This is a genomic window from Streptomyces sp. NPDC050535 (genome assembly GCF_044457665.1).
Lineage (GTDB): Bacteria > Actinomycetota > Actinomycetes > Streptomycetales > Streptomycetaceae > Streptomyces.
In genome coordinates this window covers 488,158-507,649 of sequence record NZ_JBITHE010000002.1, presented here as the reverse complement: position 1 = coordinate 507,649, position 19,492 = coordinate 488,158, and the positions used below count along the sequence as shown (strand labels likewise).

Genomic DNA, 19,492 nt, shown 5'->3' with positions numbered 1-19,492 from the left:
CCTCTACGGCAGTCAGTACGTCTCTCTGCGACGGTCAGTACGTCCCGACCTGCACGCGCGGCGCGCTGTCGTGCCAGGTGCAGAACACCGACACCCGGTCCGCGCCCGAGGCGAACTCCACCCGGATCCACGTCTCCGTCTTCCACACCTGCATCGACCAGCCGGAGCTTGGGGTCGCCGAGACGAGCGTCGCGGACGTCCTGCCGAGCGCGAAGACCGCCCGGCCGCCCTCGGTGTCGTAGCTCTTGATCTGGGCGGTGGAGGTGGCGGACGGGGACGGCGAGGGGCTGACGGCGGTCGTCTTCGAGGGGGTTGGGCTCGGTGAGGGGCTCCGCGGCGCCCTGCTCGACGGGGTATTCGACGGGGAGTTCGACGGCTTGGCCCGCTCCGTGGAGGAGGCGAGCGGCTTCGACTCCTGTGTCGTCGCGTCAGCCGCCTTGATGGGCAGGGCGCGCGGCGGGTCGTACGCCGTCCCCGTCATCACACTGTGGACACCCCACCACGACAGCGTGACCGCCGCGCCCGTGGCGAGCGACCAAGCGAGTACGTGTACGAGTCCTCTGCGCATCGCGGCCATACTGCCTCACGACCGCCTCACCCGTCCCACGGGTGTCACGGACTTCGCACATCGGCGGGCCCCGGTCCGCGTCCCGCCGGTCCCCGGCCCGCACCCCGCCGGAGCTCCAGCGGGGTTGTCCGCAACCGACTCGTGCTCAGTCGCCCCGAGTTGTCCACAGGCACCGGAGCGGCTCGCCCGGATGGCGTACGGTCCTGCCCATGGCAAGTGTGCTCGTGGTCGAGGACGACCAGTTCGTACGCTCAGCCCTCATCCGGCATCTGACCGAGGCCGCGCACACCGTGCGCAGCGTCGGCACCGCCCTCGAGGCGCTGCGCGAGGTCGCCCATTTCCGCTTCGACGTCGTGATCCTCGACCTCGGTCTGCCCGATCTGGACGGGTCCGAGGCACTCAAGATGCTGCGCGGAATCACCGACGTCCCGGTGATCATCGCCACCGCGCGGGACGACGAGACGGAGATCGTCCGGCTGTTGAACGACGGCGCGGACGACTATCTGACCAAGCCGTTCTCGGTCGAGCACCTGTCCGCGAGGATGGCGGCCGTCCTGCGCCGCGCCCGGGTGTCCCCGGGGGGCGCGCCTCCGTCGTCGGTCATCCGGGTCGGCGGCCTCGCCGTCGACCCGCTGCGCCGCCAGGCCGAGCTGGACGGTGTACGACTGGATCTCACCCGGCGTGAGTTCGACCTGCTCGCCTTCCTGGCCGGGCGCCCCGGTGTCGTCGTGGCGCGCAAGGAGCTGCTGGCCGAGGTGTGGCAGCAGGCCTACGGAGACGATCAGACGATCGACGTCCATCTGTCCTGGCTGCGGCGCAAGTTGGGCGAGACGGCGGCCCGGCCGCGCTATCTGCACACCCTGCGGGGTGTCGGCGTGAAGCTGGAGCCACCGCTGTGACGCGGGCGGCCGGGGGGTGGGTGTCATGAGGTGGGCGCTGGTCAAGGTGTGCGTGGCGGTGACCACGATGGTCGTGGTGGCCTTCGCGGTGCCGCTCGGGCTTGTCATCAAGGAGATGGCCCGGGACCGGGCGTTCTCCAACGCCGAGCGGGAGGCCGCCGCGATCGCGCCCGCGCTCTCCATCACCACCGACCGGGCCCAGCTGGAGCGGGTCGTCGCCGCCGCGGGCTCCGACCAGGGCATGGCCGTGCACATACCGGCCGCCGACGGCTCGGCCGCGGTCGAGATAGGCAGGCAGCGCGCCCTCGGCGAGGACATCACCACGACGCGGAAGCTGGGCCGCGCCTCCACCACGGAGGTCCCCGGCGGCTCCACCCTGCTCCAGCCCGTCGCGCTGAGCTCCGGCGAGATCGCCGTCGTCGAGGTGTACGTCCCCGAGGCCGAGGTCAGCAACGGCATCGACACGGCCTGGGCGGTACTCGCCGCGGTCGGCGTCGCGCTCATCGTCGGCTCGGTCGCGGTGGCCGACCGGCTGGGCGTCCGGATGGTGCGGCCCGCGCAGCGACTGGTCGAGGGCGCGCACGAGTTGGGGGAGGGCAAGCTGGGGGCGCGGGTGCCCGAGGAGGGGCCGACCGAGCTGCGCCTCGCGGCGGTCGCGTTCAACTCGATGGCCGATCAGGTCGTACAACTGCTCGCGAACGAAAGAGAGTTGGCCGCCGACCTGTCGCACCGGCTGCGGACGCCGCTGACCGTGCTGCGGCTCAACACGGCCTCGCTCGGCGACGGACCGGCCGCCGAGCAGACCCGGGCGGCCGTGGCGCAGTTGGAGCGCGAGGTCGACACGATCATCCGGACGGCCCGGGAGGCCAAGCCGCAGACGGTGGCGATAGGCGCCGTCACCGGGTGCGACGCGTCCGAGGTCGTGCGGGAGCGGATGGGCTTCTGGTCGGCGCTCGCGGAGGACGAGGGCCGCAAGGTGCGCGTCGCGGGCGTGGACCGGCCGGTACGGATACCGGTCGCCCGCGCCGATCTGGTGGCCGCCCTCGACGCGCTGCTCGGCAACGTCTTCCGGCACACCCCGGAAGGCACCGCGTTCGCGGTCGACGTGCACAACGGCGAGGACGCCGTGATCGTGCTGGTGTCGGACGCGGGTCCCGGGATCATGGACCCGGAGGCGGCGATGGCACGCGGGCGAGGTTCCGGGAGCGACGGCTCGACGGGGCTCGGCCTGGACATCGTGCGACGGCTCGCCGAGTCGACGGGCGGGGATGTCCGCATAGGGTCGTCCGTGCTCGGCGGGACGGAAGTGCGGATCTGGATCCAGCTGGACGGGCGCGCGCCGGTCCGGCGGGGGCACCGCGGGTCCGTACGGCGTCGCCGGCGCGGTGTGGGTGTGGGCTGACGCCCGACCGGGCCGACGACCACGCGGGTCACGGTCGGGGTCAGTCCAGCTGGGCGCGGAAGCCGGCGAAGAGGTCGAGCAGGCCCTGGGGGGAGTCTTCGCGGAAGCAGAGGAACAGGTTCTCGGCGGATTCGGCCGCGGAGGTCTCGCTGCGGGGGAACAGCGCCCGCTCGTAGGCGGCGAGGGCGGCCTCGGTATCGCCCGGGTGGGCGGCGAGGGCGGTGCCGAGTTCGGCTCCGTCGAGCATGGCGAGGTTGGCGCCCTCGCCGGCGAACGGCGACATCAGATGGGCGGCGTCGCCGAGCAGGGTGACGCCGGGAACGCGGTCCCAGCGGTGGCCGACGGGCAGGGTGTGGATCCGGCGGGGGACCAGCGCGCCGTCGGCGTCGGCGACGAGCGCGCGCAGGCTCTTGTCCCAGTCGGCGAAGTGCTCGAGGACGGCCGCCTTGGCCAATTCCGTGTCGGTGAAGTCGATGCCGTCGATCCACCGCTCGGGGACCTTGAGAGCGGTGTAGACGTGCAGGCCGCCGTCGGTCTCGCGGTGGGCGAGGAAGCCCCTGCCCGCGCCGAGGGCGAAGAACATGCCGCCGCCGACGACGACGGCGCTGTCGGGGTGGCGGGTGTCGGCGTCGAGCAGGCCGGCCTCGACGAAGGACAGACCGGAGTAGGCGGGGGCGGCGTCGGAGACGAGCGGGCGGATCCGGGACCAGGCTCCGTCGGCGCCGATCAGCAGGTCGGTGGTGAAGGTGGAGCCGTCGGCGAGCGTCACCTCGTGGCGGCCGTCGCCGAGCGGGCGCGCGCCGGTGACCTTCGTGCCCCAGCGGACCGTGCCCTCGGGCAGCGAGTTCAGCAGGAGGTCCCGCAGCTCGCCGCGCTCGATCTCGGGGCGGCCGCCGTCGCCCTCGTCCTCCTCGGCCAGGTGGACGACGGCGTGCCGGTCGAGGATGCGCATCGCCTCGCCGCCGGGGTGGACGAGGGCACGGAATTCCTCGTGGAGGCCGGCGGCGCGCAGGGCGGCCTGACCGGATTCCTCGTGGATGTCGAGCATGCCGCCCTGCGCGCGGGCGACCGGGGAGGCGTCCAGGTCGAAGAGGGCGGCCTCGATGCCGTGGACGTGCAGGACGCGGGCGAGCGTGAGGCCGCCGAGCCCGGCGCCGACGACGGCGACCGGGTGGTGCGTGGGCGTGGTGGTCATGGTCGTGCTCCCTCGGTCGAGGTGGGGACGGGCGTGTGCAGGATGCCGTTGACCAGCATCCGGAAGCCCCAGGACAGTCGGGCCTCCGGCTCGCCCGACAGCAGCCGGTCCGCGAGCGCGGCGATGTGCGGGTGCGTGTCGCCGGAGGTGCCGTGCAGGGCGCGGGTGAGGGCGTCCCAGTCGTCCCGGGCCTCGGAGGCCCGCTCCTGGACGGCGTGCTCGGCGGCCGTCGCGGCGGCGTACTGGAGCAGCAGATCCACACCCCAGGCCGCCTGGCCCGGTGGAACGCCGCCCTCGTCCAGCAGGGCCAGCAACACCTCGACGAGGTCCAGGTAGTGCTTCCCGCTGGGGCGGGCCAGCAGGGCGGACTGGGCGAGACCCGGGTGCTCGAACAGCACCGCGGTGTACGAGGTGAGGACCCTCTCCAGCCGCTCCCGCCAGTCGCCCCCGGCCGGGGGCGACTCGACGGTCCCGAGGAGCTCGTCCAGGACGGCCGCGTGCAGCTCGGCGGTGTTGCGGACGTACACGTACAGCGAGGCCGGGCCGGTGTCCAGCTCCTGTGCCAGGCGGCGCATGGTGACCTTCTGCAGCCCCTCGGCGCGCATGATCCCGACCGCGGTGGTGACGATGCCCTCCCGGGTCAGGGCCGGTTTGGCGGGGCGCTCGCGGCGGCTGCGGCCGGGGCCGCTCGGGGTGTCGGGTCGGGCTTCCATGTCATCCAGAGTAACGAACATGTTCGTTGCGAACAAGTTCTGGACGAACATGTTCGTCCAGCCTCCGCTTCCGCCCAACTGGTCTCGACCTTTAACCGCTCCCGATGTCTTCCTTAAGCGCACCCTAAGATCCCCAACCCGCGTCCGGATGAAGCGGTTTGCCCGATTCCGGATCGCTAGCGTCTGCCGCACCCCCCCGTGAACGGCGAAGGCAGGCACACGCGATGAGTAGTCCCCACCGGCGCAAGGTCAGTGGCAGGAACAAGGTGATAGGCGGTGTGGTCGCCGCGGCCGTGGCCGGTGGCGGCGCCTTCCTGTTCTCCGGGACCGCGCTGGCGGCCGGCGTCGGAGCGGCGTACACCAAGACCAGCGACTGGTCGACCGGCTACACCGCGCAGTACGTCATCACCAACGACACCGGCCAGGCCAAGGGCGACTGGACTCTCGAGTTCGACCTGCCGTCCGGCGCCGGGCTCAGTTCGCTGTGGAACGCCGAATCCGCCGTGAGCGGGCAGCACGTCACCGTGAGACCGCCGTCCTGGGACAAGGACGGCCTGGCGGCAGGCGAGTCCGTCACCGTCGGGTTCGTCGTGAAGGGCTCCGCGAATCCGACGGGCTGTCTCATCGACGGCGTCAAGTGTTCGGTGGACGACGGCGCGACACCGGAACCGACCGGCCGCCCGACGGAAACGGCGACCGCGACCGCGCCGCCGGCCTCGACCCCCACCCCGGCCTCGACCGTGACGACCGATCCGACCGCCACCGCCACCCAGACCGCGACGCCGACCCCCACTCCCTCCGGGACCACCGGCAGCGGCACCGCCGACAGCGCCGGTTTCGCGCCCTACGTCGACACCTCCCTCTACCCCGCCTTCGACCTGCTCGCCAGTGCCACGGCCACCGGTGTGAAGGAGTACAACCTCGCCTTCATCACGGACGGCGGCGGCTGCACACCCAAGTGGGGCGGTGTGACGGACCTGGCGAGCGACGCGGTCGCCGCGCAGATCGGTGCCCTGCGGGCGAAGGGCGGCGACGTCCGCGTCTCGTTCGGCGGCGCCTCCGGCTCGGAGCTGGCCACCGCCTGCTCCTCGGCCGACGCGCTGGCGACGGCGTACGGCAAGGTCGTGGACGCGTACGACCTCACGAAGGTCGACTTCGACGTGGAGGGCGGCGCACTGCCGAACACCGCGGCCAACACGACCCGCGCGCAGGCCATCGCGCGGCTCCAGCAGCAACACCCCTCGCTGGACGTGTCGTTCACGCTGCCGGTGATGCCCGAGGGACTCACCCAGGACGGCGTGAACCTGCTGGCCAACGCCAAGGCGAACGGCGTCTCCATCGACACCGTCAACATCATGGCGATGGACTACGGTCCCGCGTACAGCGGTGACATGGGCACCTACGCCGAGCAGGCGGCGACCGCGACACAGGCCCAGGTCAAGAGCGTCCTCGGGCTCTCCGACAGCGCGGCCTGGAAGACGGTCGCGATCACCCCGATGATCGGCGTCAACGACGTCACGACGGAGATCTTCAAGGTCGAGGACGCCACCCAGCTGGTCGCCTTCGCCAAGTCCAAGGGCATCGGCTGGCTCTCCATGTGGTCCGCGACTCGCGACAAGCAGTGCGCGGGCGGCGCGAAGAACTACGCCGACGCGACGTGCAGCTCGATCGTCCAGGACGCGAACGCCTTCTCGAAGGCCTTCGCGGCCAACAACTAGTCCACGCACCGCGGTTACGGCGACACGCCGTTACAAGCGCCCCCGCAAGGGGGTTGAACGCCCCGGCCGGGCGTCCCCACCCTCGGCCGGGGCGCTCGGCGTTCCCCTCACCTCCCGCCGCCCGTCGACCACACCGTGACCACCAGCGCGATGACGGAGGTCATCGCGGCCAGCGACGGCAGGGGCCACCGGGTCCGTTCCAGCGCGTCGATCCGTTCCTCGTGCTCGCCGAGCGTCTTGTCCGTCTGGTCGGCGCGTTGCAGCAGCAGCGCCAGATCCCCACGGGTGGTGGCGAAGCCGACGTCGACCGCCCTTCTCAGCCGCTCCAGTTCGAGGGCGACCACGGCACGTTCGTCACTGTTCACCATCCGCGCCCTCCCGCTGCCTCAGCCAGCCCGGCAGCAGCCGCTCGACGGCCGGCACGGTCATCAGCCGGCTGAGAACGCCGGCGGCGGCCACCACCGTGGCCGCCGCCGGTATGTCGGCGAGGCCGGGGGAGCCGGCCAGCAGGGGAAGCGCGGCCGCCATCGCGAAGAGGACCTGGACGGTGGTGCGCAGGGCCCTGCGGTTCGGTTCGGTCATCACAGCCTCCAAAGACGTGTGTGGGCGGGCGCCGTTTCAGGGGCGCGGGACACGGAGCCTGTCCCAACTGGCCCGCCCGGGAACGCCGTCGGCGTCGGAGCCGCTGTAGCCGAGCTTTCGCTGCCAGGCGGCGTACGACCGCTGGTCCACCGCCGTCCAGGAGGGGCCCGGCCCGACCTCGTACTTCCCGCAGCCGACCGCGACCAGCCGCCTGCCCATCGCGGTGATCACGGCACTGCGACGCCCGGACGTGAAGTAGGCCGGGCCGGGGAAGGGTTCGTACGCGACGGTGGCGGGGCCGGTCGTGGTGCTCAGCCGCTTGGCGATCCGGGTGCGCATCGCCGCCATCGAGAACGTCGGGTCGATCTTGCGGGTCGTCCACTCCTTGTGACCGATGACACGGCCGGCGTCCCAGCCGTGCGCCCGGCAGACCGCCGCGGCGACCTTCTCCGCGGCCTTCAACTGCGCCTCCGGATAGGGGTCCCGGCCGTTGCCGAGGTTCTCGATCTCGAAGCCGTAGAAGTGGGTGTTGCCGTCGACGGCGTCGGTGCCGGGCCTCGCGGGCAGCGCGGTGCTTTCGCGTACGGCGTTGTAGACGGCCTGGCCGCCGCGGCCCGCGTGGTTCGTACGGCCGTAACCGACCAGGTGGACCGTGCCGTCCTTGGCGATGACGGCGACGCACAGCGGCCCGGGCAGGTCGGAGCGGCCCACGCGGCAGAGTTCGACGCTGTTGGAGCCGGCGGTGTGGTGCAGCATCACGCCCTGGGCGGGTCCCCAGGAACCGACGCCGTCGCGGTTGTGCGTGGACCAGGAGCCGTGTTCCTCGACGGTGACGCTCTCGGCCCGCAGCGCGGCGGCAAAGGCCGCCGCGGACAGGGGAGTTGACATGGGAGTTCCTTTCAGGAGATCGGGAACGCGAAAGCCCCGGTGCGGCGCGGTTCGCGGCGCACCGGGGCTTTCGGGAAGGGGAGTTCGGCCGGGTGGCCAGGTCGGGTGATCTGGCCAGGTGGTCAGGCCGGGCGGTCAGGTCGGGTCAGAGGATGGGATCGACCCGGACGAACCGGTTGTCGTAGCCCGCCGTGTTGGTGACGGACGCGTTGACGGCCGACCAGTACGTCGGGACCGCCGAGTAGGCGGTGCCCGGCGCCAGGCCGGTGACCAGGAACTGGCTGGAGGCGGACACCCGGTTGGTGTTGTGGACCGTGCCGGCCCGGTCGACGGAGGACGCCAGGAACACCGAGCCGTCCGAGACCCTTTTGACGGTCGCGCCCATGTAGCAGGCCGTTGCCGAGGAGTTGTTCATCGACGCCCCCACCGTCACGATCGCCCTGCCGGTCGGCGGGGCGACGAACGCGGCGACCAGCGGGTCGCCGAGCGCGTCGGTCAGGGTCTCCGAGGCCGCGGTCGCGGTCGTCGTGCCGGCGTCGTTGTTGTGGAGGAACACCGGGACCGGCGCGACCGGCGCCCACAACGTGCCGGTGTAGTGGGTCAGTTGACCCGGACTGGTGAGCCAGACGACCATCCCGGCCACCGGCGTGGTGATCGCCGCGTCCCGCAGGGCGGCGGTGCCGTAGCGCAGCACGGTCCGGCCGTCGACCGCCTCGGCCAGCGACTGCAGATGCAGGGGGAGGTCGGCGGTGTCGGCGGGCCGCGGATAGGGCAGGCCGTTGAGCGGGGTGTACGCGGTCACGCGGACTCCGTTCCGGAAACCTCGATGCTGGTGCCGGAGGGTTCGGTGGTCTCCTCCGGGTCGCCGTCCGGCTCGGCCGGCTCCTCCTCCGCCGGTTCCGGCACCACCACCGTGACCTCGGCGGGCACGGCGGTGGCCGGCTCCGGTACGAGGTACTCGGCGAGCCCGGTGGTGACGGCGGCGGCGAGCTGGGCGAGCTGCTCGTCGTCGAGGGTGACCGCCACCGGCTCCGTGCCCGTGTCGATGGTCGTCTCTGCGGTGGTCTCAGACATACGCCGACTCCTTGATCTCGCCCCAGGTGAACCCGGAGGCGGTGAGCGCGGACAGGGTGGGGAAGGCCGTGGCGACCGCGGCGTACGAGGACAGGGTCACGGTGGCCGGGTCCGCCGCCGCGTCGGGGCTCAGCCCGCTGTCGGCCGGTGTGCTGTTGGGCTGGGTGCCCCGCAGGGTCAGCGTCTGCCGCATGCCGCCCTCGGCGTTGGACGCCGTGCTGATGCCGACCACCCAGGCCAGGGTGTTCAGCCGGGTGCCCGAGGTGTCGGTCAGCCGCACCACGTCCCCGAGCTGGATGCGCGGGTCGTACAGCACCTCCACGTCGCCGATGACCGGCACCGGGTACAGCCCGGCGTTGTACAGCGCGCCGGCGATCGACTTGGCGGAGGCCAGGTCCTGGATCCAGTCGGTGGTCTCGCAGGTGTGCTCCTGGCGCCCGTAGTACCGCTCGCTCGCGGTTCCCGGGACGTACGCGGTCGCCGGCCGTTCCACCGGATCCGCCTTCGGCTTCAGCGTCATCAGGTAGACGGACGGGGTGCCGTCCTTCTTCGCCGTGTAGAGGACCTGCGCGGTGCGGTTGGTGAACCGCACCACCAGATAGCCGTCCTCACGACGGGTCAGGACGTCGACCGCGCCCTTGACCGCGGTGGTGCCCGCCCTGGTGGTGGCGAAGCGGACCTGGGTGCCCGCGGTGACGACCGAGTCGTCGTCGGTGCCCGGCGGCCCGATGTCGAACTCCTCCTCGGCCATGACGTACGACACCGTCAGCGTGCCGTTCGCCGGGACGGTCCGCACCACGGTGTCGGTGTACGTGGTGCCCGCGTCGACCCCGAAGTCCTCGAAGACCCTCGCGGGCTGGACGACGTAGTTGCGGCAGGCGTCGATCTCCTCGGTCAGGGTGAGCGAGGCGATGTCCCGCACCGAGGTGAGGGAGAGGTCCACGTCCGCATCCGTGGGAGTACTGCTGAAGCGGGTGTAGTTGCGCCAGCGGAAGATGCCGCGCTCGTCGAACTCGGCGGTCGACATTGCGGCCTTGGCGATCTGCCCGATGACCTCCCACTGCGACCCGGAGACCCGCGGCACCGCGTACAGCGGCAGGATCGCGTCGTCGAGCCGGGCGGCCTTGGTCCAGGCGCCGGTGCGGTCGAAGACCGGTGCCGAGGGCATGGCGGTCAGTCCGCTGGTGAGCTGGACCCCTTCCACGGCCAGGTCGGTGACGAGCTTGAGCTCGCTCAGTTCCGCCGCCGGCTGGATGCCGTACTCATGGGTGATCGTGGTCGTCGCCCCGAGGAGCACCGTCCCGTCCGGCCCGGTCAGCCGGGGCGTCACGGTCGGATAGACGGTGGTGCCGGTGCTCACGGTGTCGATGAAGACACCGATGTGCCACACGCCCTTGAGCGCCTGTACGGCACCCCAGCTGTCCCAGTTGAGATTGAGGAAGGCCTCGTCGGTGGTCGCGGTGGTGCCGGAGCCGACCTGGACGCGGCCGGTCGCGAAGTTCACGTACAGCCGCAGGGTTCCGCTCGTCCCGCCGGTGCGGTCGAGCACCAGGTCCATGCGGACGGTGTCGCCCGCACCGGTGGCGCTGTTCACCCACGCCTCAAGGAGGAGCCGGCTCCCGGGCACGGTGACCCTGGAGCGCGGGAACCAGCTCGCGGTGACGCCGGTGGTGGCGGGCAGCAGCGCCATCTCGTGCGGGGCACCCTCCCTGGTCCAGGTGTACTGATCGGCGGCGGGGAGGGTCTCCGGCTGCCCGTACGGTGTGGCGAAGCCGCCGTGCAGACTCGCGTGTACGAGGGTCAGCGGCTGGCCGCCCTCGACGAACTCCGGGTAGCGGGGCGGCGGGGCGCTGTGCACACCGGCCTGGCGCAGCAGTTCGTCCACGCACCAGGTGGCGGTGGCGACGGGACGTCCGAGGCGGAATCCGGCGTACGGCTTGGGAAGCAGCGCCGGGCCGCGCAGCCGCTCCGCGCCGTCCAGCGCGATGATCTGCACGGAGTCCGAACCGGCTTGCGCGGAACGGGATCTGACGGTCCCTCGGAAAGCCGGCAGGGTGGTCGTTCCCACTCCGCCCCGGTGGACCACGGACTGCCCGGGCCGGGCGAGGTCCCCCGTGACGCGGTCGGCCCAGGGGGCGTACATGGTGGGCGCCCACACTCCGCCCGTACCGGACAGCTGGACCTGCAACTGCGCGGCGGACGAACCGGAGAACGCCCGCATGGCGGCGGGCAGATCGGTCGCGTACGAGCGCTCCACCTGCCACGACTGCACCTGCGCGGAGACGTCCCTGCCGCCGAGCCGGGTGCTGTGCGCGGTGGTCCGCTCGCCGGCCGCGAGCGCGGTCCCGGTGGTGTCGTCAGCCTGTTGCACCGGACACCTCCACGAGGTCGAGACCGATGCTGCGGTACGGCAGCGGACGGCCGGGGGAGTCGCTGTAGTTGGTCACGGACATCGGAGGGAGCCCGTCGCCGGGGACGCCGCTCGTCGCCGTACCGCCGTAGGTGAGGCAGGCGTCGGCGAGGGAGTAGCTGCCGGCGGTGCCCGGCTTGGCGGTGGGGGTGGCGTACGCGGCGGTCGCGGGGGCGGTGCCGGAGACCAGTGCGCCGGTGGCGGTGAGGGAGCTGATGTACGTGCCGTCGGACTTCTTGAAGTCGACGCCCACACCGGCCGTGCCGAGCGCGGCGATCGCGGCCGGGGCGCGGAAGGACACCTGGAGGCCCGGGGAGACCGGGAAGTTGCCTCCGGTGCCGACGCAGCGCCAGGCGACGGTGCTGGTGGTGTCGGTCGCGGTGAAGAGGAAGGTGCCGGGTGCCGTGGCGTTCTCGGCGACGGCGCCGGTCGTCGTCCTGAACCACTGGGTGAGGCCGGTGATGCCGGTGGCCCCGGCGACGCCCAGTCCGGCGGCCTGGCCGGGGCTCAGGACGTTCCCGGCGGCGGGGTCGACGACGAACACCGGCCCGGAGCCGTCGACGCGGCGGGCGATGCGGTCCAGGGCGCGGGCCTGGGCCGGCGGGAGCAGGTCCCAGGCGAGTTTGAGGCGGCGGACGGGGGCGAGGTTGCGGGTGACGGTGACCCGGCCGCCGAGCGACTTGAACTCGCTGACGCCGAGGTCGGCGGTGCGGTCGAAGGACTTGGCGGCCTGGTCGATCTCGGTCATGGAGCCGGGCGGGCCGATCCATAGGTTTCCCATGAGGACTCCTGGGGTGGGCGGCGGTTGCGGGCACGAAAAGACCGACGGTGCGGACCGTCGGCGAAGGGCTGGGCGGAGCGGGGCGCGGTGTTGGGCCGCGGTGCTGGGGCTGGGTCAACTACCGCCGGGCGAGCTGCCGTTGTCCCAGGAACACGGCGCGGGCGATCTCCTGCGAATCGACCTGTACGACGACGGGCCGGTCGGCGAGTTTCTCCACGGCGGCGGTGAGGGTACGCAGCCCGCCGCCGGAGCCGATCATCCGGTCCAGCTTGGACAGCGGGATGACGGCCTCGTGCTCACCGGCCTCGCCGAGGAGGGCGAGGGTGCCGCCGGAGCGGGCCTGGACGACACCGCCGGCCGCGAGGCGCGGGACCGGAACGTGCAGGGACGGGAAGGAGAACGACTTCCCGCCGAACATGGGCACCCAGTCGGGCACCTTGATCCTGATGCCGGCCAGCACGCCGAACAGCGCGTTGAGCGCCGACGTGAGCCCGATCCACGGCGCGAGCATGCCGTTGCCGAGGCCCTTGAGCAGCGGAACGATCATTTTCACCGCGCTGGACGTCGCGGAGCTCATGCTCTTGAAGGCGCTGAGCACCACCTTCCGGAGCACCGCGGTGACCTTGTCCATGTTGATGAACTGGGCGATGAGCGGCGCGAGCAGCGTCATGATCAGCCCGAACGGACTCGCCGCCATCGCGAGGTTGAGCCCCTTCTGCGCGAGCGAGGCTCCCTTGAGCCCCTTGCCGAGGCTCCCCATGGACTTCCCGCCGGCATCGGCGTTCTTCCCGGCCCTGCCCACGGACTTCTCCACGGCGTCCGCCTGCTTCTTGACGGTCAGCAGCTCGCCGTGGGCGCCCTTGGCGGCGGACTTGAGCTTGTCGAGGGAGGATTTGAGCTTGTCGGAGCCGGTTCTCGACTTGGAGAGGGCCGTGTCGGCGCTGAGCAGGCTGGTACGAATTCTGCCCAGCGCGCTGACACTGCCGCCGGTCGTGGTGTTGAGCTTGCCGAGGGAACGGGACGCGGAGTCGGCGCCGCCCCCGGCCCTGCTCATGGCCGTGCCGGCTCGGCCGAGCGCACTGCCGAGCGCGCCGAGCCTGGCGTCCACTCCCGCGACGGCTTGCTTCAGATTCATTGCTGCCTCAATTCAGTCGGTGTGTGCGATCGGATGCGGCATCGGATGCGGCATCAGCTGCACGGAAAGCTGCGCGAACAGCCGCGCGATCAGATCCCTGCGAGTGCCTGGCTCAGGCTCTGGACCGAAGTCCTGACCTTGCCGAGCTCCTTCTGCACTCTGCCGCCGGATTTGAGGGCCGCTCCCTCGCCGGCGCTGCGCAGGGTGGTCCTCAGTTCGCGTATCTCACGGCTTGCTTTGTCGGCGGTCTCCCGTGCGTTCTTGATTTCCTCGTTCTTCGACTTCTCGAGGAACATCCCTTTGAGGCGGTCGTCGAGTTTCTTCTCCTTTTCCTTCGACTTCTCGTCCTCGGCGTCCTTGACGTTCTTCCAGGTGACCTTCTGGACGCCGCGGAAGGTGACGCCCTTCTCGTCGATCTTCCAGAGGCTGTAGTCGACTTTGAGGAACTGGGCGGTTGCCGCCACCAGGGAAACGGCGAACTTGAGGCCTTCGACATCCACCTTGACTCCGGTCATCGAGTGACTGAAGCCGGTCAGGCTCTTTTTGATTCCCTCCGTTTCCTTGCGTACGAAGTAGAGGTCCTTGTCGACGTCGAATCCCATGTGAACTCCTATCGGCTTATTGCGCTGTCGCGCGACTGCGTCATACTCTCCGGGGTGTGACTGTTGAGAACGCGCATCCGTCGGAAGGCGAATTGAATGCCCATAAAGGGCGAACCGCCGCGTCCGTAGCGGCCCGTCGCAGCGGTGTGCCACGGAATTCGACCAGAGTGGTGCTGGCCCTCCCGGGGGCGCATCGCTATCCGTTCGAGGCGGGAACAGTCGCCGACGTGGTGCGCAGAGCGGCCGTACTGGGCGATTTCCTGTCCCCCACGTCGGATGTGGACAGCTGGATCTATACGTCGCGGGCGCACCGTCTGCCGGTGCTTCGGCTGCCGGATGCCGCGCGGTGGATCGCGGACTGGGGGGTGCTGCCGCCCGAGGCCCTGCTCACCCAGGACGCGGTGCCGGCCAACCTCCTGGCCCGGGAGTCGGACCGCTACGGCCTCTTCGGCACCGAGGACGCGGCTGCGGCGGTCGAAGGGATCGCGGCGGGCCTCCCCGAGGACGGTGTTCCGGTCCTGGTCCTGTTCTTCTTCTGGGGACTTCACTCGGAGGGGCCGGCCCTGGCCGATCAACTGGACGCCGCCTCCGGGCGCCGTGTGTTCTGGCAGTTCCTCGGTGACACCGGCGCGGGCTCATCCGTGCTGGACGACCTCGACGCGCTGCGTTCCAGGGCGCCGCACATCCAGAACGTGAGTCTCTACCGGGGATGGGAGTCGATGGCGGAGACCCCTGAGTACCTCTTCCACCGCGCTGTGCTGAAGCCCTTCGCCCGCTGGCGGAAGTCCCTTGCCCGGGTTCGCCCCTGACTGGGTGTCGCGGGGTGTCCAGCCGAAGCCCGGGTTGCCCTGGTGAGAGGGGCCGGCCGGCCTCGACGGTGCGGAAAGCCCGAACGGCGCGGAAGGAGGGTGACGGGGCCGGATCGGCCCGGCGGCACGGCCGCCGGGCCCTGCTCGACTACTGACCCCGGTCCGCCACCGACCCCGATCCGCTTGCCTGCAAGCCGAGTTGGCGGGATGTCACGAAGGCTCGTCGCGCGGAGGGACCGGGTGAGCCGGGTGAACCGGTTGGCCGAAAGAGGCGGGTGCGGACTGCCTCTGGCGGGGGAACGGCAGGACCTTGGCCTCCTGGTCGCGGCCGGTGCGCCCCGCGCGGGTGTCCCCGGCGTGGTGCTCCTCGTGTTCCGCGCGGTCGCGCCAGCCCTGCCCGTACGCCGTGAACTCCCGCGACTCGATCTCGGCCCGCGTCGTGATCACGAGGTCCGCCGGAATGGCGTACCCCAGTTCTCCGGTGAGCACCCGCCGTAGCTCGGCGGTGCCGAGACGCTCGCCGCCGTCCCGCCCCATGCCGTCGTCGTCCTTCGTCACGCAACCCCACCCCTCCATGCCGGCCGAACCTCCGGCCGGCGACCGCACCGTCGTCTTTCCGCTGGACTCCAGAATCGAACGTTTGAGCGATAACTCTTCGAGAGGATACACGAGCGACCTGTGACGGGCAGGGAGAAAACGGGCCGGTCAGGCCACCTCGTACGTCCCGTTGATCCGGAAGAAACTGCCGTTGGCGAACGCCGTACCGAACAGTCCGCCGCTGCCGATCTGGGCGATCGCGGAGGACGTGGCCGAGGTCTGGCCCCACAGGGTGTAGGTGGTGGCCCCGCTGGTGGCCGAGGGCTGGCAGATGATCTGTCCGCGGCCTCCTCCGCTGAGCGCCATGCCGTTGAACTGGATCAGTCCGCCTGTCGCCCCCGTGGCGAGGGGGAGGCTGAGGGAGTAGGCGCCGCTCCCGTAGGTCGTCGTGGATCCGCACGCGACGAAGGTCGTGAAGTGGCAGACCTTGCCCACCACCGCGTATTTGCCGGTGATCGTGCCGTTGCCGATCGCCGGGTCCGTGGTGGCGGCCGTCCACGCTGGTGTGTACGGGTTCCAGGCGCCGAGGGCCACCCAAGCCGCCCCGGTGTAGTAGCTGAGGGTGCCGGGCGTGGTGAGCCAGGCGACCATCCCGGCGACCGGGGTGGTGACGGCGCTGTCGCGGTCGGCGGCCGTGGCGTACCGCAGGACGGTACGGCCGTCGATCGCCTCGGCCAGGGACTGGAGATGCAGCGGAAGGTTCGCGGCGTCGGCGGGCTGCGGATACGGCAGGTTGCCGAGCGGGGTGTAGAGCGTCATGGGCGGGCTCACTTCTCACGTCGTACGGGCAGGGGGTGGGACAAGGGCAAGGGGAGGGACTAGGCAGGGGCAGGGAAGCGGGCGAGGGCGAGGGCGAGGGCGGAGCCTCACGCGAAGAACTGGGCCAGTTCGGCCCGGCCGGGGTTCCGGGCCGGGGCGTCGGACGGCGGCGAGGCCTCCGACGCGGAGTCCGGATCCTCGGCTCCCGGGCGCGGCACCGGCTTCGGGTAGTCCAGCGGGTCCGAGTCCTCGTCCCGGTTCACCGTCGCGAACATCCAGTTCGCCTCGGCGAGTTGGTCGACGACCGAGGCGAGCAGGTAGTCGGTGGCCGACCACTGGGCCGCCTCGCCGTGCAGGTCGTGCAGTGTCGCGCTGTCGCGTGGCAGGTACTTGACCAGCACCGTGAGCCGGCGGGAGGAGAGCCGGCCGCGGTGCCAGTCGAGCAGATCCACGCCGTAGTGGCGGAGCAGGTCAGCCTCGAGGGCCTCGGCGTGTTCGTCCACGAACTCGCCGAGGCTCAGCCTTCCCCCAGGCCGAGTCCCGTCTCCTTGCCGTACGCCTCGATGATCGCCGCGATGTCCTGCATCGTGACCTCGTGGCGGTCGAAGCGGCTGAACTGGGCGTCGCCCATGAGCGCGCGCAGCAGGCCGTCCACGTCGTTGTCGTCCAGCTCGCGCAGGGTGCGCGCGGTCTTGCGGTTCAGCTCGGTCGGGAGCGTGAAGGTGTCCTCGTCGATGGTGAACGACCAGGCGCGGCCGAACGCCTCCTGGCGCTGCGCGCGGGCGGCGCCGACGTCGAAACTTGCCATGGAGCAACTCCTTTTGACGGTGCGGGAGATGGGAGGGGCGGGGGGGGGCGGGGGGGGGGGGGCGCCCCCCCCCCCGGGGGGGGCGGGGGGGGGGGGGGGGGGGGGGGGGGGGGGGGGGGGGGGGGGCCCCGCCCCCCCCCGCCGTGGCCGGAGGGGTGAGTCAGGAGAGGTGGGTCAGGAGGCGGTGCTGTACGCCGGGTCCTTCATCAGGAAGGTGGCCAGCGGCTTGGTGCTGTCCACCGCGAGCGCGGTGAAGGTGACGCCGAGCTTGATCGAGGCCGTGCGGGTCAGCGACAGTTCCTCGGTCTCGGTGACCTGGCCGCGCGAGACGACGAAGCGGTACGTGATGGCCGTACCGTCGGTGAACTCGATGCCCAGCGCCTTCTCGTTGAACTTCGGGTCGGCGGCCAGGTCGTACTTGTAGATCCCGGAACTGGTGGCCGTCTCCGTGGCCGCGTCGCCGCCCATGAAGAACGGGAGGGTGTCGTCGTTGAGCTGGAGGAGCTGGAACTTCAGGGTCAGGTCGCGGTCCGAGTAGATGAAGCGGGCCGGGGAGACGGACTGCCAGGTCTCGACCGGGTCGAGCTTGTCCTTCTTGGACAGCTTGATGCCGTCGGCGGAGGTGTAACCGAGGTCCCTCCAGGCGGCCGCCCAGGCGGTGGTGACGTCGGTCGGCGCGGTCGTGCCGACCGGGGCGACCAGGATGCGGCCGGTTCCGGCGACGCGGATCTCGCTGGAGTTGTTGCCTGCCATGAGTAACTCCCTTTAGGAGGTGGCGCGTTGGTGCGCGCCCGGATGCGGATATGACGAAGGCCCCGCCGGCCGGCGGGGCCCGAACGGGGGGCGCGGGTGAGGGCGCCCGGGTGGTGGAGGTGCCCGCGTGATGGGCGCTCAGGCGGGATGGATGTGCAGCCGCACCGTGGAGAGGTAGCGGTTGGCCGCCGACCGGTTCCAGTCGGGCAGCCAGCGCGGGCCGTCGGCCTCGACGACGTCGGAGACGCGCGCCGTTCCGTACGTCGTGCCGCGCAGCGCGAGCAGCGCGGAGCGGGCGGTCAGCGCCAGGGTGTGGGCCGCGGTCTTGCTGGATCCGTACACCTCGAAGTCCACGAGGGGCTGGTCCAGGTGCAGGTCGTCGACCCAGGCCCCGCCGGAGCGGGAGACCAGGACGACCGGTTGGGTGCCGTCGAATTCGGTGGGCGGAACGTTGTCCACCGTCGCGGCGGCGAGTTCGGGCCGGTCGGTGAGGAAGTCGACGACGAGCCGTTCGACATCGGGGAAGGTGACCGTCGGATCGGCCAAGGTGCGGCCTCCCTTCTGGAGGGGCGGACGGGTTGTCGCGCAGGAACGCCGGCGCCCTGACGCGAAACGGCGGTGCCGTGTCCCGATGCCGGGCACAGCTCCGCCGCTGCACCAACTGTGACACGTTGCGAGCGCGCGCGCAACTAAATCTCCGTCCGGCGTTCTGGCGGGCCCACGAGTGGCGGCGCGCACGGCGGCGCGAACGGCAGTTGCCCCGCCGCACCGGAGGGTGCGACGGGGCAACGGGGGCGCTGCGGGGCGACAGGGGAGAGGGGGATAGTCAGTCGAGTGGAGGGCGTCGTCCTCGTACGCGCGTCGCCCGCTCCGCGGCGAATACGTCCTCCAGCCGGAAGAGATGCGTACGGCCCTGCCGCCCGGCGGCGGCGAGATGACCCAGCTGAACCCACTTGCGTACGGTCGCGGGGACCACCCCCGCCTCGGCGGCCGCCGCCGCGCCCGTCACCAGGGCGGGCCCCGACGGTGCTGGTGCGGAGCCCGGCATCACGCGGCCTCCACGTCGTCGGAGTCGTCCACCAGCGCGGCGATCTCGTCCGCGTCGGCACCCGAGTCCGCGGCGAGCTGTGCCCACCCGGTCTCGGTCCAGCTGTGCCGGTGGGCCGGGTTGGCGGCGCAGCCGCACTCGTCGTCCGTGCAGCGGCAGCCGGGGTTCACACACAGCACCGTGCGCCAGGCGGGAAGCGCGCGCAGGGACACTGAATCGCACCACGGGCAGCGGCCGTTGACCCGGACCAGCGTCTCGGAGTCGCCCAGCGCACGACCGCAGCGGCGGGCCATCCGGCGGCACTCGTCGAGGACGTGCCGGGCGAGTACGGGGTGCGCTGCCGCCACGTCGTCGAGGAGCGCCGCGATCCGCCGCAGCCGCTCCGGTACACCGGCGCGGGCCGCCCGGCCCAGGCGGAGCTTCTCCCGTACGGCCTCCTCCAGTTCGATGACGCCGTCGGTGATGTCCCGTATGGCGTCGGACACATGGAGCCTGATCGGGGCCGCGCCGGCGCCGAGGGGGGCGATGTCGTGCTGCTCGTTGCGCAGGGCGTCGGCCCGTTCCGCGAGATCGCGCTCGGCCAGGGTCTGGAGCGCGGCCGGCGCCAGCGGGGTGCGGGACCGGGAGGCCGACCCGGGTTTCCCGGGGGCCAGTTCGTCCAGGAGGTCCGGGAACTGGCTTATCAGGATGTCGATCCAGCGGGCTGCGCGGGCGGTGTGCTGGGCGGTGAGGCCGGTCGTCATGGGAGGCA

Annotated in this window: 24 protein-coding genes; 4 read left to right on the top strand and 20 right to left on the bottom strand. The window is 71.5% G+C overall.

Annotation, left to right across the window (positions count from 1 at the left end):
* Nucleotides 1-34 precede the first annotated feature (34 nt).
* On the bottom strand, nucleotides 35-568 hold the full coding sequence (locus ACIBLC_RS07220; RefSeq protein ID WP_399209740.1) for a hypothetical protein: 534 nt from the start codon (nucleotides 566-568) through the stop codon (nucleotides 35-37).
* 209 nt (nucleotides 569-777) lie between these two features.
* On the opposite strand from ACIBLC_RS07220, the gene ACIBLC_RS07215 reads away from it, so the two are divergent.
* Together ACIBLC_RS07215 and ACIBLC_RS07210 are read left to right on the top strand one after the other, a co-directional pair.
* Nucleotides 778-1,467, top strand: a complete 690-nt coding sequence (locus ACIBLC_RS07215; RefSeq protein ID WP_399209739.1) for a response regulator transcription factor — start codon at nucleotides 778-780, stop codon at nucleotides 1,465-1,467.
* A 25-nt stretch (nucleotides 1,468-1,492) separates the two neighbouring features.
* On the top strand, nucleotides 1,493-2,869 hold the full coding sequence (locus ACIBLC_RS07210; RefSeq protein WP_399209738.1) for a sensor histidine kinase: 1,377 nt from the start codon (nucleotides 1,493-1,495) through the stop codon (nucleotides 2,867-2,869).
* A gap of 40 nt (nucleotides 2,870-2,909) precedes the next feature.
* Here ACIBLC_RS07210 and ACIBLC_RS07205 read toward each other — a convergent pair whose 3' ends face one another.
* Nucleotides 2,910-4,064 (bottom strand): FAD-dependent oxidoreductase, encoded by a 1,155-nt coding sequence (locus ACIBLC_RS07205; RefSeq protein WP_399209737.1) that lies wholly within the window; start codon nucleotides 4,062-4,064, stop codon nucleotides 2,910-2,912.
* Nucleotides 4,061-4,777 (bottom strand): TetR/AcrR family transcriptional regulator, encoded by a 717-nt coding sequence (locus ACIBLC_RS07200; protein WP_399209736.1) that lies wholly within the window; start codon nucleotides 4,775-4,777, stop codon nucleotides 4,061-4,063. The genes ACIBLC_RS07205 and ACIBLC_RS07200 overlap by 4 nt, the downstream gene beginning before the upstream one ends.
* Before the next feature lie 224 nt (nucleotides 4,778-5,001).
* Here ACIBLC_RS07200 and ACIBLC_RS07195 point away from each other — a divergent pair, with 224 nt between their 5' ends.
* Nucleotides 5,002-6,495: a cellulose binding domain-containing protein gene (locus tag ACIBLC_RS07195; protein WP_399209734.1), complete on the top strand. Its 1,494-nt coding sequence runs from the start codon at nucleotides 5,002-5,004 to the stop codon at nucleotides 6,493-6,495.
* A 107-nt stretch (nucleotides 6,496-6,602) separates the two neighbouring features.
* Here the strand turns inward: ACIBLC_RS07195 and ACIBLC_RS07190 are convergent, their stop codons facing one another.
* The 9 genes from ACIBLC_RS07190 to ACIBLC_RS07150 all read right to left on the bottom strand — a co-directional run bounded on the left by ACIBLC_RS07190 (nucleotide 6,603) and on the right by ACIBLC_RS07150 (nucleotide 13,967).
* Nucleotides 6,603-6,863 carry a hypothetical protein gene (locus ACIBLC_RS07190; protein WP_399209733.1) on the bottom strand — a complete coding sequence of 87 codons (261 nt, stop codon included), beginning with the start codon at nucleotides 6,861-6,863 and terminating at the stop codon, nucleotides 6,603-6,605.
* Nucleotides 6,850-7,077 (bottom strand): hypothetical protein, encoded by a 228-nt coding sequence (locus ACIBLC_RS07185; protein ID WP_399209732.1) that lies wholly within the window; start codon nucleotides 7,075-7,077, stop codon nucleotides 6,850-6,852. Before ACIBLC_RS07185 ends, ACIBLC_RS07190 begins: the two co-directional genes overlap by 14 nt.
* A gap of 36 nt (nucleotides 7,078-7,113) precedes the next feature.
* Nucleotides 7,114-7,965, bottom strand: coding sequence for a peptidoglycan-binding protein (locus ACIBLC_RS07180; protein WP_399209730.1), 852 nt, complete (start codon nucleotides 7,963-7,965; stop codon nucleotides 7,114-7,116).
* Nucleotides 7,966-8,110: 145 nt separating this feature from the next.
* Nucleotides 8,111-8,767 (bottom strand): hypothetical protein, encoded by a 657-nt coding sequence (locus ACIBLC_RS07175; RefSeq protein ID WP_399209729.1) that lies wholly within the window; start codon nucleotides 8,765-8,767, stop codon nucleotides 8,111-8,113.
* Nucleotides 8,764-9,039: a hypothetical protein gene (locus ACIBLC_RS07170; RefSeq protein ID WP_399209728.1), complete on the bottom strand. Its 276-nt coding sequence runs from the start codon at nucleotides 9,037-9,039 to the stop codon at nucleotides 8,764-8,766. The genes ACIBLC_RS07175 and ACIBLC_RS07170 overlap by 4 nt, the downstream gene beginning before the upstream one ends.
* A complete protein-coding gene (locus tag ACIBLC_RS07165; protein ID WP_399209727.1) occupies nucleotides 9,032-11,410 on the bottom strand; it encodes a hypothetical protein in 2,379 nt (792 codons plus the stop codon). Before ACIBLC_RS07165 ends, ACIBLC_RS07170 begins: the two co-directional genes overlap by 8 nt.
* Nucleotides 11,397-12,230: a hypothetical protein gene (locus ACIBLC_RS07160; RefSeq protein WP_399209726.1), complete on the bottom strand. Its 834-nt coding sequence runs from the start codon at nucleotides 12,228-12,230 to the stop codon at nucleotides 11,397-11,399. Before ACIBLC_RS07160 ends, ACIBLC_RS07165 begins: the two co-directional genes overlap by 14 nt.
* Nucleotides 12,231-12,348: 118 nt before the next feature.
* Nucleotides 12,349-13,365, bottom strand: a complete 1,017-nt coding sequence (locus tag ACIBLC_RS07155) for a hypothetical protein (RefSeq protein ID WP_399209725.1) — start codon at nucleotides 13,363-13,365, stop codon at nucleotides 12,349-12,351.
* Nucleotides 13,366-13,454: 89 nt separating this feature from the next.
* Nucleotides 13,455-13,967 carry a hypothetical protein gene (locus tag ACIBLC_RS07150; RefSeq protein ID WP_399209724.1) on the bottom strand — a complete coding sequence of 171 codons (513 nt, stop codon included), beginning with the start codon at nucleotides 13,965-13,967 and terminating at the stop codon, nucleotides 13,455-13,457.
* A 56-nt stretch (nucleotides 13,968-14,023) separates the two neighbouring features.
* On the opposite strand from ACIBLC_RS07150, the gene ACIBLC_RS07145 reads away from it, so the two are divergent.
* On the top strand, nucleotides 14,024-14,776 hold the full coding sequence (locus ACIBLC_RS07145; protein WP_399209723.1) for a VWA domain-containing protein: 753 nt from the start codon (nucleotides 14,024-14,026) through the stop codon (nucleotides 14,774-14,776).
* A 210-nt stretch (nucleotides 14,777-14,986) separates the two neighbouring features.
* Here ACIBLC_RS07145 and ACIBLC_RS07140 read toward each other — a convergent pair whose 3' ends face one another.
* The 8 genes from ACIBLC_RS07140 to ACIBLC_RS07105 form a co-directional block, all read right to left on the bottom strand.
* Nucleotides 14,987-15,334: a hypothetical protein gene (locus tag ACIBLC_RS07140; RefSeq protein WP_399209722.1), complete on the bottom strand. Its 348-nt coding sequence runs from the start codon at nucleotides 15,332-15,334 to the stop codon at nucleotides 14,987-14,989.
* 147 nt (nucleotides 15,335-15,481) lie between these two features.
* Nucleotides 15,482-16,132, bottom strand: coding sequence for a hypothetical protein (locus ACIBLC_RS07135; protein ID WP_399209721.1), 651 nt, complete (start codon nucleotides 16,130-16,132; stop codon nucleotides 15,482-15,484).
* A 107-nt stretch (nucleotides 16,133-16,239) separates the two neighbouring features.
* Nucleotides 16,240-16,584: a hypothetical protein gene (locus ACIBLC_RS07130; RefSeq protein WP_399209898.1), complete on the bottom strand. Its 345-nt coding sequence runs from the start codon at nucleotides 16,582-16,584 to the stop codon at nucleotides 16,240-16,242.
* A gap of 65 nt (nucleotides 16,585-16,649) precedes the next feature.
* Nucleotides 16,650-16,940, bottom strand: coding sequence for a hypothetical protein (locus ACIBLC_RS07125; protein WP_399209720.1), 291 nt, complete (start codon nucleotides 16,938-16,940; stop codon nucleotides 16,650-16,652).
* Between the two features lie 174 nt (nucleotides 16,941-17,114).
* Nucleotides 17,115-17,693, bottom strand: a complete 579-nt coding sequence (locus tag ACIBLC_RS07120; RefSeq protein WP_399209719.1) for a phage tail protein — start codon at nucleotides 17,691-17,693, stop codon at nucleotides 17,115-17,117.
* Nucleotides 17,694-17,831: 138 nt separating this feature from the next.
* A complete protein-coding gene (locus ACIBLC_RS07115) occupies nucleotides 17,832-18,239 on the bottom strand; it encodes a hypothetical protein (RefSeq protein WP_399209718.1) in 408 nt (135 codons plus the stop codon).
* A gap of 280 nt (nucleotides 18,240-18,519) precedes the next feature.
* A complete protein-coding gene (locus ACIBLC_RS07110; protein ID WP_399209716.1) occupies nucleotides 18,520-18,741 on the bottom strand; it encodes a hypothetical protein in 222 nt (73 codons plus the stop codon).
* Complete coding sequence (locus ACIBLC_RS07105) at nucleotides 18,741-19,484, bottom strand: hypothetical protein (protein ID WP_399209714.1); 744 nt, start codon at nucleotides 19,482-19,484, stop codon at nucleotides 18,741-18,743. The genes ACIBLC_RS07110 and ACIBLC_RS07105 overlap by 1 nt, the downstream gene beginning before the upstream one ends.
* Between the last annotated feature and the right edge of the window lie 8 nt (nucleotides 19,485-19,492).

Coding starts and splice junctions, on each gene's coding strand:
- ACIBLC_RS07220 (WP_399209740.1), bottom strand. CDS start 568: ATGCGCAGAGGACTCGTACACGTACTCGCTTGGTCGCTCGCCACGGGC.
- ACIBLC_RS07215 (WP_399209739.1), top strand. CDS start 778: ATGGCAAGTGTGCTCGTGGTCGAGGACGACCAGTTCGTACGCTCAGCC.
- ACIBLC_RS07210 (WP_399209738.1), top strand. CDS start 1,493: ATGAGGTGGGCGCTGGTCAAGGTGTGCGTGGCGGTGACCACGATGGTC.
- ACIBLC_RS07205 (WP_399209737.1), bottom strand. CDS start 4,064: ATGACCACCACGCCCACGCACCACCCGGTCGCCGTCGTCGGCGCCGGG.
- ACIBLC_RS07200 (WP_399209736.1), bottom strand. CDS start 4,777: ATGGAAGCCCGACCCGACACCCCGAGCGGCCCCGGCCGCAGCCGCCGC.
- ACIBLC_RS07195 (WP_399209734.1), top strand. CDS start 5,002: ATGAGTAGTCCCCACCGGCGCAAGGTCAGTGGCAGGAACAAGGTGATA.
- ACIBLC_RS07190 (WP_399209733.1), bottom strand. CDS start 6,863: ATGGTGAACAGTGACGAACGTGCCGTGGTCGCCCTCGAACTGGAGCGG.
- ACIBLC_RS07185 (WP_399209732.1), bottom strand. CDS start 7,077: ATGACCGAACCGAACCGCAGGGCCCTGCGCACCACCGTCCAGGTCCTC.
- ACIBLC_RS07180 (WP_399209730.1), bottom strand. CDS start 7,965: ATGTCAACTCCCCTGTCCGCGGCGGCCTTTGCCGCCGCGCTGCGGGCC.
- ACIBLC_RS07170 (WP_399209728.1), bottom strand. CDS start 9,039: ATGTCTGAGACCACCGCAGAGACGACCATCGACACGGGCACGGAGCCG.
- ACIBLC_RS07160 (WP_399209726.1), bottom strand. CDS start 12,230: ATGGGAAACCTATGGATCGGCCCGCCCGGCTCCATGACCGAGATCGAC.
- ACIBLC_RS07155 (WP_399209725.1), bottom strand. CDS start 13,365: ATGAATCTGAAGCAAGCCGTCGCGGGAGTGGACGCCAGGCTCGGCGCG.
- ACIBLC_RS07150 (WP_399209724.1), bottom strand. CDS start 13,967: ATGGGATTCGACGTCGACAAGGACCTCTACTTCGTACGCAAGGAAACG.
- ACIBLC_RS07135 (WP_399209721.1), bottom strand. CDS start 16,132: ATGACGCTCTACACCCCGCTCGGCAACCTGCCGTATCCGCAGCCCGCC.
- ACIBLC_RS07125 (WP_399209720.1), bottom strand. CDS start 16,940: ATGGCAAGTTTCGACGTCGGCGCCGCCCGCGCGCAGCGCCAGGAGGCG.
- ACIBLC_RS07120 (WP_399209719.1), bottom strand. CDS start 17,693: ATGGCAGGCAACAACTCCAGCGAGATCCGCGTCGCCGGAACCGGCCGC.
- ACIBLC_RS07110 (WP_399209716.1), bottom strand. CDS start 18,741: ATGCCGGGCTCCGCACCAGCACCGTCGGGGCCCGCCCTGGTGACGGGC.
- ACIBLC_RS07105 (WP_399209714.1), bottom strand. CDS start 19,484: ATGACGACCGGCCTCACCGCCCAGCACACCGCCCGCGCAGCCCGCTGG.